A 12,730-nucleotide genomic window follows, 5' to 3' on the forward strand; every position below is an offset into this window, starting at 1 on the left:
TGCTGGAGGGAGGGGACTTGTTGTTGGCCGATAATCAGAGTGAGCCACCGGACCGCAGTCGAGGACTCATCCGTACATAAATCCGCTTCGGTGCACGGACTCGTGCCTGAGCTGAATAGGTGAGGGCGGATGCCGGGACCCGACGTCAGCGCAGGGTGGCGACCTGGTCGACGGTGAACGGGATCAGCGCCTCCGTGTCCCCGGTGAGGACCTTGCGAGCCCACTCCGGGTCGGCGATCAGGGCCCGGCCGATCGCGATCAGGTCGAACTCGTCCCGCTCCAGCCGGTCCAGCAGATTCTCGATGCCCGCCACCCCGGTCCGGCTCCCGCTCTGGAACCCCGGTTCGAACTCCTTGTCCAGGCCGACGGAGCCGACGCTGATGGTGGCCTTGCCGGTGAGCTTCTTCGTCCAGCCCGCGAGATTCAGGTCCGAGCCCTCGAACTCCGGCACCCAGTACCGGCGGGTGGAGGAGTGGAAGGCGTCCACCCCGGCCTCCGCGATCGGGGTGAGGACCGCCTCCAGCTCCTGCGGGGTGGTGGCCAGCCGCGCATCGTAGTGCTTCACCTTCCACTGCGAGGTGCGGAAGACGATCGGGAAGTCGGTGGAGACGGCCTTCCGGCAGGCGGCCACGATCTCGACGGCGAACCGGGTACGGGCGACCGAGTCACCGCCGTAGCCGTCGGTGCGGCGGTTGGTGCGCTCCCACAGGAACTGGTCGATCAGAAGGCCATGGGCACCGTGCAGTTCGACGCCGTCGAAACCGGTGCGCTCGGCCGCGGCGGCGGCCTCGGCGAAGGCGGCGATCACCGCGTCCAGGTCGTCCTGGGTCATGGCCTTACCGGCCGGGGCGCCGTCCAGCCCGAGACCCGAGGGGCTGGCCGTCGGGGCGTCGGGGACCGGGCCCGAGCCCTCGGGGCGCTGCACCCCGACGTGGCAGATCTGCGCCAAGATCCGGCCGCCCGCGCGGTGCACCTCCGCCACCACGTTCTTCCAGCCCGCCAGGGCGTCCTCGCCGTGGAATAGCGGCGCCCGGACGCTGTCCCCCGCCGAGTCGTGACGGATGTACGTTCCCTCGGTGACGATCAGCCCGACCCCGCCGGCCGCCCGGCGCGCGTAGTACCGCGCCACATCGGCACCGGGGACGCCGCCCGGCGAGAAGTCGCGCGTCATCGGCGCCATGACGATCCGGTTCGGGACGGTGAGCCCGCGCAGGGTGAACGGGCGGGACAGGGCCTGAGCCGCGCGGTCGGCGGCAGCGCTGCTGGCAGGCACGTGAATGCTCCTCGAAGTAGGACGACGTTCCGCGGAGGGCCGGCTCTCGGAGGCGGCGGCGATGTCGGTGGTGCTGGACGTGTCGGGCATGATCGATGTGCCTTTCGCGTATTCGGTTGGTTTGGTCTGCCTCCCCGACGCCGAGGCTCGTGCGCCCGAACCCGGGACGGGGCTTGACGGCTAGGCCGGTTGCCTACGCCAGAATTGAGGGAACATGCAGTTCCTTCCCGCGGACAAGTACCTACTTTTTTGTAAGCGCCTCCAGCGTGGGTGTTTTCGTAAAACAGGAGCCACGATGAGAACCGATCGCCAGTACTACTGTGGGCTCGGCGCAGCACTATCGGTGGTTGGCGGCCGGTGGAAGTACCTGGTCGTGCGGCAGCTCGCCTCGGAAGGGCCTCGCCGGTTCGGGCAATTGCGACGCCTCGTCAACTGCGTGACCGAGAAGCTCCTTATCGGTGCGCTCTAGGAGCTCGAAGCCGATGGCTCATCGTGCGCAAGGACTTTCGGGAGGTGCCCCCGCACGTGGAGTACTCCTTGACACCCTTCGGGGTCAGCCTCGCCGAGGCGTTGCGCCTCCACTGCGAGTGGGGTTACGTTCACATGGGCCGCGATCACCCTTATAGCCAGGCAGATCACCCGTCGAAGTTCCCGCAGGAGCGGTCAGTCGACCTCCCCCGAGGTTCAACGCGACTGACCGCCAGCAGTTCCCGAGCGGCCAAGTTTTCAGCCATCGAATGGCGACAAGCTAACTGCCGTACCCGGAGTTCTCGAACTCGCCGATGCTACGAACGATACGAATGAGCGGAGTAATCCCGCGCCAAAATCGCAGGAAAAGCTCATGCCCAGTTCTGCTCCGGCCGAAGTGGGCTATACCTGAGCCATACCGCCGTCGATGCAGAGTTCTGCACCTGTCATGAAACTGCTCTCGTCCGAGGCGAGAAACAGCGCACCATTGGCGATCTCCTCGGGAAGCCCGAGGCGGCCCATCGGGACAAGGGTACTCATATGGGCTCGGAGAGCTACTGGATCTTGACCGAAGTACTCGGCCTGTCCGTCGATGATGAGTGTGTCGATCGGCCCCGGACTCAGCACGTTGACCCGAAGACCCCGGTCGCCGAACTCTGCCGCCCACGTGCGCGCGTAGGAGCGCACGGCGGCCTTCGCCGCGCTGTAAGCCCCTGCCCCGGGATCCCCCTTGAATGCCGTGATCGAGCCCAGTAAAACGATCGAGCCGCCCGTTCGTAGAAGCGGCATCGCCTTCTGGACGGTAAACAGTGCGCCGCGGGCATTGAGGTCGAATGTGCGGTCGAAGTGTTCCTCGGTCACGTCCCCGAAGTTCATCCGCTCAATGCTTCCAGCGTTCGCGACGATCACATCGAGGTGCCCGCTCTCCTGACGGATAGCCCCGACCACATTGTCGAGATCACCCGACACTGTAGCGTCCGCAGTGACCGCCGTGACATGTCCCTCAATGGAAGCCTTCGCGGCTTCGAGCGCCTCCTTCCGCCGCCCCGTTATGTAGACGTGGGCGCCTTCACTTCCGAATCTCTGGGCAATCGCCAGACCAAGGCCCGCGCTCCCGCCAGTGACGAGGGCTACCTTATTCGCGAGACGCATGCTTTCTCCTTGAGCCGAGACTGTGAGCACCGGACGCATTGCTTTGCCTCATCCTGCTTTTGACAGCTGGCGTCGCAGGACTTGCGTGCCTGCAGGACGCGGCTGCCGTCCCGCAGCTTTCCGGCCCTGGTGGCTGCGCTGGGCGTGCACCACGGTAGGACCGACCCGACATAGAGGCAAATAGTGGCAACGTATACTCTGCATTGACATCTCCTATGTCATGTCGAAGGTGGATGCGAATGAACCTGCGCCAATACGAATACGCCCTGGCCGTCGCCGAAGAGGGCTCCATGACAGCGGCAGCAGAACGTCTGCGGGTCACTCAGCCCTCTCTGTCGCAGCAGATCGGCACCCTGGAGAAGCACCTCGGGGTGCAACTGTTCACCCGCACCCCGAGCGGGGTGACGGTGACGGTGGCAGGGCGGGCATTCCTCGCGGAGGCGAAGATCGCGACGACCGCATCCCGGCGTGCCATCACGGCCGCCCGCGCCGCCAACGGGGAACTGTCAGGCGAACTCATCATCGCTGTCCACATGGGCCTGGGAGCACGCCAACTGCCCCAGGCATTGGGGCAGCTACGCAACCGCCACCCGAAGCTGCAGGTGACTCTCCACGAGGAGCCCGATCCCGCGGACATGGAACGACTGGTCCGCCAGGGAACCCTCGACATGATCCTCGTGCACCGCATCCCCGCCGGGTGCACCTTCGACACTCACCCTCTGGGCGAGGAAGCCTACGTCGCCGTCCTGCCGAAGGGGCACCCGCTTCTCTCCGACGGCGCCGCCCTGCGCTTGGAAGACCTGGCGTCACAGGGGTGGATCCGGTTCCGGCGCGCCAGCCTGCTCGACGACTACCTCGCCCGCCTGCTCGCCGACGCGGGCCTCAGCCCGCACACGGTGGCCCGAGCGTCACAGATCTCCACCGCGGTGCGGCTCGTGGCGCAGGGCTTGGGCGTCACTGTGGTCCCGGCCTCGGCCATCCCCGAAGGCTTCGAGGAACTGGCCTGCCCGCTCCTGCCCTCCCTGACCGAGCCCGTCCTCGTCGGCGTGCGGCGCAATCCGGGTTCGGCGGAGACGGCCATGCTCGACCATCTCAGCCAGCAGAACTGGTGCGGTGCAGGACTCCTCTGTCAGCCCGCAACTGTTTGAGCGTTCACTTTCCACGTTGCACCCATATGGAACGACCTCGGGCCCTGAAGCCATTCACTATGCCGCCCTGTCTCCACCGCTCAGCCTTTTGATCTGCCGATACGGGGTTCAGAACAGGCACTTAACGTCGCCGGTCTCATCGACCACCAGGACCGCGGCCTCGTCATAGAGGTGCTCAACGACGTATTCGCGCACGTCAACACGGACTCCATCGGCGTCCCAGACGGCTCGGCACAGCCGATGCTGCATGCCGTGCGGGCTGGACTCCCCGACCCATTCCGCGATCGTCCAGCAGTCCTTGCGCGGCAGGTCCGACAGCAGGCCCAGCACCAACCGGCCGCCCCGCAGCCGTGGTTCGACCCGGGCGAACCGTCCCGCGATAAGGCCCATGGCCACCTCGAACGCCTCCCGTCAACGGACGGGATCTATGCTGTGACCTGCGGCCACCGTCTCATCGTTACTCCACACAAGTCACGATGATCAACAGTGGCCGCACCCGTCTCCGCGCCGGGCTCGGCCAGCACCATCACGCACTACGAGCGTTCGGTGAGCAACTCCGCCAGGCGGTCGGCAAACTCGGTGAGCCAGTCCAGCCGAGGTCCGGCGATACGGAACCCGTGACGGCGACCCCAGAAAGCAGCCTGGACAGCATGGAACTGGGCCCACCGCTGGACGCGTCCGCGGTCGAGTTCCGCGGCCTCGGCAAAGACGTCCAAGACACGGTCGACAGCCTTGCGCAGGTCATCCGCCTCCAGAAGCGTCAGCGCGCGGGACTTAAGTAATGTGCCGCCGTCGTAAGCCGGATCTCCTGCATACCCCTTGGGGTCGACGGCCAGCCACGGCTCGCGGCTGGCACGCAGGATGTTCCGGGCATGCAGGTCGCCGTGGATGAGGGCGTCCGGCTGGGCCCGACCCAGCTCCCGAACAGTCGCCACGGCAGCATCCAGCACCTGGCGCGGCAATGCATGCGGCAGCTCCTCGGCATCCATGCACAACTGCTCCTCCCAGGCATCGGCCTGCTCACGCAGCCGGGGCAGACCGGGCGGTGCGGGGATGGCCAGGCGGCGATTGAGCCGCCCGGCGACTGTCACCACCTCGTCGCCGTCCTCGATCTCCGCCAGGGTCGACGGCTGAACCCGCTCCAGCAGCATCGCGAACCGCGCGTCGTCGCGCTCATGCAACAGGACGGCGCCGCACCCGCCCCACGCAACGAACGCATCTGGCTCATGAACGTTGCCGGGATGTGGCACCCCCAGCGCCCCATCAACTCCTCCACGATCCCGGGCAGCTCGGCGAGCCACGCCGCCCCGGCTTCCCTCTCGCGGTCGACGGTGCTCTGTGCGAACTCCTCTGGCATCGCGATCATCCCGGCACCCTACGCGCCAGCCCACCACAGCCACCAAGCCCAAGGCGGCCGCTCCCGCCGCCCCGCAGACCGCGCACTACGAAGATCGCGATCTACAGCTGGAGATTAGGCACCGTCAGCGCGACAGAGAATTCATGGCCGACGTAGCGCCGTACGAGATCCCCACCAGCGTCTTGGAGACGCTGGCGCCCTCAGCGAGGCGGCTCGTACTGAACCGGCGCGGATCAACGGTCTGGGATGTCGAGACGTGGCGCGGCCGGTTTGCCGTCAAGCTCGGCTATCCCATCGAAGCAACAAGTGAATGGGAGGGCCAGGAGTGGACTGCCCTGGCCCCCGCCCGTGAGGGCGCAGTCTTGCGGCACCTCAACCGGGACCACGTCAGTTATGGCGACTGGGAACACGGCACCTGGAACGTCCAGCCCTGGCACCAGGGCAACAGCCTGTACGACCTTTGGCAGCCGCACCGCGCCCAAGTGGCCTCGCCAGAGCCCGGCTTGGGTGAAGCACTGTCATGTGCGGAAGCCGTAGCGGCGCTGCACGCCGCAGGGTGGGCGCACGGGGACATTCAACCCGCGCCGTTCAGGCAGAAGTGGTCACGTGTCCAACGCATGGCCGACAGCGGCCAGGAACGGGCGGAAACCGTTTGTGTGGCAGTAGGTCCCTGATTCGGTCAGCGGCGTGGTGCGGGTCGTCTGCCCGGGGGTTGGGAGGGCTCGGGCAGGGCGGTCGGTGGCTGGACGGGGCGGGTCTGGGGCGCGCCCTTGGACAGGGTGATGACCTCGCCGCCGTGGCTGATCCGGAGCGGCTCGCCGTCCCGCAAGGTGTAGGTGACCTGCGAGCCCGTGATGTCGACCCGCAGGCAGCGCTGCCGGATCAGCACGGAGAAGGCCAGCCGGCTGAGGCTCTCGGGGAGCCTGGGCGCGAAGTACAGGACGTCCCCGTGGTCGCGCATGCCGCCGAAGCCGGCGACCAGTCCCACCCAGGTGCCTGCCAGGGAGGCGATGTGCAGGCCGTCGCGGGTGTTCTTCTCCAGATCCGCCAGGTCCATCAGCGCGGCCTCGCCCAGGTAGTCGAAGGCGAGCCGCACATGGCCCACTTCGGCGGCCATCACACACTGGACACAGGCCGACAGCGAGGAGTCCCGGACCGTCAGCGGCTCGTAGTAGGCGAAGTTGCGCGCCTTCTGGTCGGCTTCGAAGGCGTCGCCGCACAGATACATCGCCAGCACCAGATCCGCCTGTTTGACCACCTGTTTCCGGTACAAGTCGTAATACGGGAAGTGCAGCATCAGCGGGTACAGCTCGGGTGGCGTGTCCCCGAAAGCCCATACGTCGAGACCGATGTAGCCCGCCGACTGCTCGTGCAGGCCCAGCGCACCGACGTGCGGCACGGACATCGCCTTGGCCGCGTCACGCCATCCGGCGGCCTCTTCCCTGTCGACGCCGAGCGCCGCGGCCTGCTCCGTGTGGCGCTCGGCCACATCGGCGGCGGCCAGCAGATTCGCCCGGGCCATGAGGTTGGTGTAGGCGTTGTCGTTCGCGAGCGCGCTGTACTCGTCGGGGCCGGTGACGCCATCGATGTGAAAGCGGCCACCGGAGTCGTGATGACCGAGCGAATGCCAACGCCGGGCCGTCTCCACCAGCAGTTCCACACCGGTGCGCCGTTCGAAGTCGGTGTCGCCGGTGGCCCAGATGTAGCGCACGGCGGCGGCGATATCCGCGTTGATGTGGAAGGCCGCGGTTCCGGCCGGCCAGTACCCGGAGCATTCCGCACCGTCGATCGTGCGCCAGGGGAAGACCGCGTCCCGCAGTCCGAGCTGCCCGGCGCGCGCCCGCGCCGCCGGCAAGGTGTTCTGCCGCCAGTGCAGGGCCTCGGCGACGCAGTTCGGCGAGGCGTAGGTGAGCAGTGGCAGAACGAACGTCTCGGTGTCCCAGAAGGCGTGTCCGTCGTATCCGGAGCCGGTCAGGCCCTTCGCCGGGATCGACCGCTGTTCGGCCCGGCTGCCCGCCTGCAGGACATGGAAGAGGGCGAAGCGGACGGCCTGCTGGATTTCCGCGTCGCCGTCGACCTCGATATCGGCATGGCGCCAGAAGCCGTCGAGATACTCGCGCTGCTGGTCGATCAGGCCCTGCCAGCCGGTGTTGCGCGCACCGGTGAGCGCGGCCTCGACCTGGTCCCGGACGGCCGGCAGTGAGCGGATTCCGGACCAGCCGTAGGAGACGAACTTCTCGATGCGAAGCGTCTCGCCGGGGTCCAGGACCGCGGTGACGGTGAGGCGCCCGACGTCGTCCGCGCTCTCGCTGGAGCTCCGGGTGGATGCGGGGCCGCGCACCACATGGTCGGCCGCGGCCCCGATCCGCTGATTGCTCGCCGCCGTGTGGTGCACCAGGCGCAACCGCGTATCGACCGCGGCGTGTTCCTCGGGCCGAAGGCATGACTTCAGGGCGGCGCCGACCCGGGGATCGCCGCTGAGCTCGGGCAGTTGCTCATTGGCGACGAGTTCCGACTGGACGACCACGTGCGTCCGGGCGTCCACCGGCTCCACTTCGTAGGCGACCGCGGCGATGGCGCGCTGGGTGAAGGAGACCAGTCGGGTGGCGCGCACCGTACCGTCCTGCCGACCGGCGATGTCCACTCGCAGACGCGGTGGAGCAGGCCGGTGCGCAGGTCGAGCACGCGCTCATGCGAACGCAACCGCCCGTAGCGCAAGTCGAACGGCTCGTCGTCGACCAGCAGCCGGATGAGCTTGCCGTTGGTCACGTTGATCACCGTCTGGCCGGACTCGGGGAATCCGTAGCCGGTTCCGCGTACGGCAGCGGATGCTGCTCGTGCACACCGTTGAGATAGCTGCCGGGCAGGGCGTGCGGCTCGCCCTCATCGAGGTTGCCGCGCCAGCCGACATGCCCGTTGGGCACGGAGAAGACGGATTCGCTCTGCGCGAGGACGTCCAGGTTGAGCTCGGTCTCGCGCAAGCACCACGGCTCGACGGCGTAGGCATGGTGGCTGATCACTTTCGACCCTCCAACCGCTCGTAGAGGTCCGACGCCACGACGCTCATTTTGTCCGGGAGGCCCGACTTCGCCGTATTCACGATTCTACCGGCGACATCACCCGCGTCTACCGGCGACATCATCCGCGTCTACCGGTGACGTCATCCGCGCGCGGCGGCAGGCTCCCCGACGCCACCGAGTTCATCCCTGCTCCGGTCGACACACTGGGCGAGGCAACGCGTATGGGACAGCCCGAAGATTCCGTACAGGAGCACACTCAGCCCCAGCAGCGCCGGTACGAGCCAGAATCCGGCACGCGGCTGCTCGCCGTAGAGCGTCACACCGAGACAGAAACTCACCGTGGCATCGCCGAGCGTCAAAGCGGGTTGCGAGCCGATCAGCGGGCCCCCTTGCATGGCGACCCCGAGCAGGAACAGGGAAAACGCGCCGACGGCCGCGAAGCTGTACGTCTGCCACGCGGCGAAGAAGGCGACGGCGCCCTGATCGGAAAGAATGTTCATGGCCGACTTGACCAGCGCCGCGGTGACGGCGTTTCCGATGGCCGCCGCTGCCGCGAGCGAGGCCGCTCGCAGCAGTCCGGCGGGGCGCCGCAGACCGGCGAGAACGAGGGCGGCACCGATCCCTCCGGTGACCGTGAGCCCCGGCAACCACCAGATCCCGGGCACCTGGTCGCGCCCTCCGGTGGGGGCCAGGGAGAAGAGCACCAGCGCCAGCCCACCGACGATGCAGGCCACGCAGATCCATGCCTTGCGCGACACACCGACGCGAAAGACCATCCCTCCGATCACCAGAGCCAGCGGAAGTTCGAGAATGAAGATGGGCTGTACGGTGGCGAGCGATCCGGTGGCCAGCGCGAGGGCCTGAAAAAGGGCGGCGAAGACAACGCCGAGCATCCCGCCGAACCAGACCGGAGTGTGCAGAAGGTCGCGGATCAGCCCGAGGCGCAATGATCGTGACGCGGGAACAGTGAGCGCGGCGCGGCGCTGCAACACCGTCCCGAGTGCGTTGCTGCCGGCCGCGAGCAGGGCGAACACGATGGACAGCACGACCGTCATCGTCACCATGGGCACCACTCCTGGGCTCGCGTGCTTCTCTCCTGGTGCGCTCCCTGGGCCCTTCCGCCAGGCTACACAGCTTGCGCGCGGCGATGGCCTCCGCCGATTGCCGGCGGAGGCCATCAGAGGGACACCGGCCCTGGATCCTCCCGGTGGGCGAGGCCCAGGGCCGTGAGGCCACGGTCCGCGCCGGGTCAGACGGCCACGCGACCGCCGTCGACCGGCAGCACCGCGCCCTGGACGAAGCTCGCCGCCTCGCTCGCCAGGAAGGTGATGGCCTCGGCGATCTCCTCGGGCGCGGCGGGCCGCCCGGTGGGCGCCTGCGCGGCGAGAGCCGTCAGGTCCTCACCCATACCGGCCGTGCCCTCCGTGCGGGTCGGCCCCGGCTCGACGGCGTTGAACCGGACCCCGCGCGGGCCGTACTCGGCGGCCCACGACTTGGTGAGCAGGTTCAGCGCCGCCTTGCTCGATCCGTACAGCGCCATTCCCGGCGCCCCGTACTCGGCGACCATGGTGCTCACGTTGATGACCGCCCCGTAGCCGCGCTCCGCCATCGCCGGGGCGAGCTCCGCCACCAGGTAGAACGGCGCCTTCACATTCAGCGCGTAGACGGTGTCGACATCGCTCTGCGGCGTTTGGTCCGTCGGCCCGAACGGGAAGATCCCGGCATTGTTGACCAGGACGTCCACCCGGCCGCCGCCCAGTTCCCGGGCCTCGCGGGCCAGCTTGCGTACGGACTCGGCGTCCCGCAGATCAGCGGCGACGAAGTCCGCCCTGCCGCCACGGCCGCGGACGGCGCCGACCACTGCCTCACCCCGCGCCCTGTCCCGGCCCGCCACCAGCACATGCGCGCCTCGTTCGGCCAGCTTCGCCGCGGTGGCCGCACCGATACCGCTGGTGGCCCCGGTCACCAACGCGACGCTCCCGGCAAGGTATGCAGAACTCATCGGCCAATCCTTCGCTTTTATCACGGGTATTCCACGGGAGGGCGATGCCGCTTTCTCCCGCTGATCGCCGACTCATTGCCGTGGCGATGTCCGTTACAAGCGCGGGTTGCCTGCCGATGATGTCGCTCGGCCATAGGAGAAGCCAATGGCGGCCATAACCCGTGGATCAGCCGGTCCGGGCGATGCCGCGGTTTCCCCCGTTCTCATGCGTCGGCCGCCACCGCCCCGATGCCGTGGAGCCGTCGGTGGCCGGCGAGGGCCGGGAGCGAGGTGAGTGCCGGGGGAGCGGGAGGCTCGCCTTCGAGGCCGGAGACGTAGTCGAGCAGGACGCCCTCGCGCAGGCCCCACGGGCAGGTGGTGAGTCGTTCCACCTCCATGACCTCCATGACGGCCTCCGCGACGATCGCACCGGCCAGGGACTGATGCGCCCTGGAGGCGGAGATGCCGCGCAGTCTCGCTCGCTGCTCGTCCGTCTTGGCGGCGAGTTGTGGCACCCAGGGCCCCAGGTCCTTCCGGCTGAGACTGTGGAGCGCGGGCAGGCCGTCGCGGGACTGTGGCTTTCCGGCGAGGCGGGCCAGTTGCGTGAAGGTCCTGGACGTGGCGACGCAGGAGAGGGGCGCCGGCTGGGCGCGGAGTTCGGCGGTGCACTGGCCGAGCACGGAGCGTACGTGCTCGCGCAACGCACTGACGTCCCGCTTCTTCACCGGCGTGACATCGGGCAGATGGTGGCGGGTGAGCCGGTCGGCGCCCAGCGGCAGGGAGACGGCGAGGTCGGGGTATCTGCCGCTGCCACAGGCGATTTCCAGCGAGCCACCGCCGATGTCGAGGAGCAGGATCCGCCCCGCCGACCAGCCGAGCCAGCCGCGTGCCGCCCTGAACGTCAGCCGTGCCTCCTCCTCGCCGGTCATGAACCCCACACGGATACCGGTGGCGGCCTCGATCTCGCCGAGTACGGCGTCCCGGTTGGTCGCGTCCCGCACCGCCGAGGTGGCGAAGGGGATCAGGCGGTCGACATGGTGGGCGAGAGCGGCCGCGGCACTCGCGGTCACGGCGCCGACCAGGGACCGGATCGCGTCAGGCCGGATCACCCCCTGGCGATCGGTCGCCTCGGCCACACGGACCGGCTGTTTCCACGAGGCCACCGGCTCCGGGGGCCTGCCCGGAGCCAGCCCGGCGATCATGAGGTGGACCGTACGGGATCCGATGTCGATCACTCCACAGCGCATATGCCCTGAGTGCCCCACCCGCCGCGAGTTCAGACCTCCGTTGATCGCGCTTCACCTGGAGAACACCTGCGCAGGGGGTTGCGCGGTGCCTTGGCGGCGACGGCGGGGTGACGGCGGAGCGGCGGGGCGCGGGTGAGGCGGGCGGCGCTCTGCTACGTCGCGTCCGCTCTGCTACGTCGCGTCCGATCCGCTACGTCGCGTCCGATCCGCGCCGCGGCCTCGGAGGTCTGCGGCGGTGGCTGGTATCGCACCACGGGTAGCGCGCGCTGCGGCCGCACAGGCATACGGCCACCGCGAAGCGGTCGGAGCGCACCACGCTGCCGTCGGGCAGGGTGATCTCGACCGGCCCCTCCATCAGCATCGGGCCATCGGTCCCCAGCCGTACCCGCACCGCGCGGTCACGTTCGTCGTTCGGCACGGATCACCACCAGCTCTTCCTTCGTCTCGCCCGGGGCGATCAGCCCACGGGCCTCCAGCCAGGGCGCCTGCGCGCGCAGCACCGGGCCGAACGGGATCGTGCGGCGGTCGGCCACCTCCGCCCGCAGCCCGCTGGCCGTCAACTGCGCCAGGGTTCGCTCCGTCCCGCTCAGCGCCGAGTGCACCAGCAGCAGTACGCCGCCGGGACGCAGCAACGGTGGCGCGTCCCGGCAGATCCGGTCCAGCACCGCCCGTCCGTCGGCCCCGGCCCGCCAGGCCAGACCGCGGCCCCGGCGGGCCCGCCGCCCCGCCACCGGCACATAGGGCGGGTTGGCGACGATGAGATCGAATCCGCGGCCCGCCACCGGTGTCAGCAGGTCGCCGTGGAGGACACGCACCGGCAGCCCCTTGAGGCGGGCCCGCAGCCAGGTGGCGCCCACGGCGAGCGGTGAGACGTCCACCGCGGTCACCTGGGCCGCACCGCGCCCGGCCGCGACGAGGGCCAGGGCCCCGCTGCCCGTCCCCACGTCCAGGACGGCCGTGCCGGCCGTGATGTCCTCCCGCAGCAGCGCCTCGGCCAGCATCCATGTGTCGTCCTGCGGCGCGTACACCCCTGGCGGCGTCTTGAACAGCATCAGCGGCGAGTACCCGCACAGGGCCGAGGAGT

11 protein-coding genes and 3 pseudogenes are annotated in these 12,730 nt (G+C 68.8%); 4 read left to right on the top strand and 10 right to left on the bottom strand.

Features of this window, described 5'->3' with window-relative positions; all coding sequences use genetic code 11:
- Window positions 1-145: 145 nt before the first annotated feature.
- Complete coding sequence (locus STRVI_RS12195; RefSeq protein WP_014055952.1) at window positions 146-1,273, bottom strand: NADH:flavin oxidoreductase; 1,128 nt, start codon at window positions 1,271-1,273, stop codon at window positions 146-148.
- Window positions 1,274-1,568: 295 nt separating this feature from the next.
- Between STRVI_RS12195 and STRVI_RS54175 the strand changes: the two genes are divergently transcribed.
- The gene (locus STRVI_RS54175) at window positions 1,569-1,742 is read left to right on the top strand and encodes a winged helix-turn-helix transcriptional regulator (protein ID WP_251982601.1); all 174 of its coding nucleotides are present in this window, start codon (window positions 1,569-1,571) and stop codon (window positions 1,740-1,742) included.
- Window positions 1,743-1,798: 56 nt separating this feature from the next.
- Entirely contained in the window at window positions 1,799-2,077 is a 279-nt protein-coding gene (locus STRVI_RS54180; protein ID WP_251982602.1) for a winged helix-turn-helix transcriptional regulator, read from the top strand.
- Between the two features lie 66 nt (window positions 2,078-2,143).
- On the opposite strand, the gene STRVI_RS12205 is transcribed toward STRVI_RS54180, so the two are convergent.
- Entirely contained in the window at window positions 2,144-2,893 is a 750-nt protein-coding gene (locus tag STRVI_RS12205; protein WP_014055954.1) for an SDR family NAD(P)-dependent oxidoreductase, read from the bottom strand.
- Window positions 2,894-3,132: 239 nt separating this feature from the next.
- Here STRVI_RS12205 and STRVI_RS12210 point away from each other — a divergent pair, with 239 nt between their 5' ends.
- Window positions 3,133-4,041, top strand: coding sequence for a LysR family transcriptional regulator (locus STRVI_RS12210; RefSeq protein WP_014055955.1), 909 nt, complete (start codon window positions 3,133-3,135; stop codon window positions 4,039-4,041).
- 120 nt (window positions 4,042-4,161) lie between these two features.
- On the opposite strand, the pseudogene STRVI_RS12215 reads toward STRVI_RS12210, so the two are convergent.
- A pseudogene (locus STRVI_RS12215) lies at window positions 4,162-4,431 on the bottom strand (transposase); the annotation flags it as partial.
- A gap of 143 nt (window positions 4,432-4,574) precedes the next feature.
- Window positions 4,575-5,407 (bottom strand): annotated as a pseudogene (locus tag STRVI_RS12220) (aminoglycoside phosphotransferase family protein).
- A gap of 134 nt (window positions 5,408-5,541) precedes the next feature.
- On the opposite strand from STRVI_RS12220, the gene STRVI_RS52040 reads away from it, so the two are divergent.
- Window positions 5,542-6,072 (top strand): hypothetical protein, encoded by a 531-nt coding sequence (locus tag STRVI_RS52040; protein WP_014055956.1) that lies wholly within the window; start codon window positions 5,542-5,544, stop codon window positions 6,070-6,072.
- A 5-nt stretch (window positions 6,073-6,077) separates the two neighbouring features.
- Here the strand turns inward: STRVI_RS52040 and STRVI_RS12225 are convergent.
- The 6 genes and pseudogenes from STRVI_RS12225 to STRVI_RS12250 form a co-directional block, all read right to left on the bottom strand.
- Window positions 6,078-8,418 (bottom strand): annotated as a pseudogene (locus STRVI_RS12225) (glycoside hydrolase family 65 protein).
- A 140-nt stretch (window positions 8,419-8,558) separates the two neighbouring features.
- Window positions 8,559-9,482 carry a DMT family transporter gene (locus STRVI_RS12230; protein WP_014055957.1) on the bottom strand — a complete coding sequence of 308 codons (924 nt, stop codon included), beginning with the start codon at window positions 9,480-9,482 and terminating at the stop codon, window positions 8,559-8,561.
- 185 nt (window positions 9,483-9,667) lie between these two features.
- Entirely contained in the window at window positions 9,668-10,420 is a 753-nt protein-coding gene (locus STRVI_RS12235; protein ID WP_014055958.1) for an SDR family NAD(P)-dependent oxidoreductase, read from the bottom strand.
- Window positions 10,421-10,623: 203 nt separating this feature from the next.
- Window positions 10,624-11,646: a Ppx/GppA phosphatase family protein gene (locus STRVI_RS12240; RefSeq protein ID WP_014055959.1), complete on the bottom strand. Its 1,023-nt coding sequence runs from the start codon at window positions 11,644-11,646 to the stop codon at window positions 10,624-10,626.
- Window positions 11,647-11,836: 190 nt separating this feature from the next.
- A complete protein-coding gene (locus STRVI_RS12245) occupies window positions 11,837-12,064 on the bottom strand; it encodes a CDGSH iron-sulfur domain-containing protein (RefSeq protein WP_014055960.1) in 228 nt (75 codons plus the stop codon).
- Entirely contained in the window at window positions 12,045-12,698 is a 654-nt protein-coding gene (locus STRVI_RS12250) for a HemK2/MTQ2 family protein methyltransferase (RefSeq protein WP_043238583.1), read from the bottom strand. The genes STRVI_RS12245 and STRVI_RS12250 overlap by 20 nt, the downstream gene beginning before the upstream one ends.
- Window positions 12,699-12,730: the final 32 nt, after the last annotated feature.

The sequence above is a fragment of the Streptomyces violaceusniger Tu 4113 genome (genome assembly GCF_000147815.2).
Classification (GTDB): domain Bacteria; phylum Actinomycetota; class Actinomycetes; order Streptomycetales; family Streptomycetaceae; genus Streptomyces; species Streptomyces violaceusniger_A.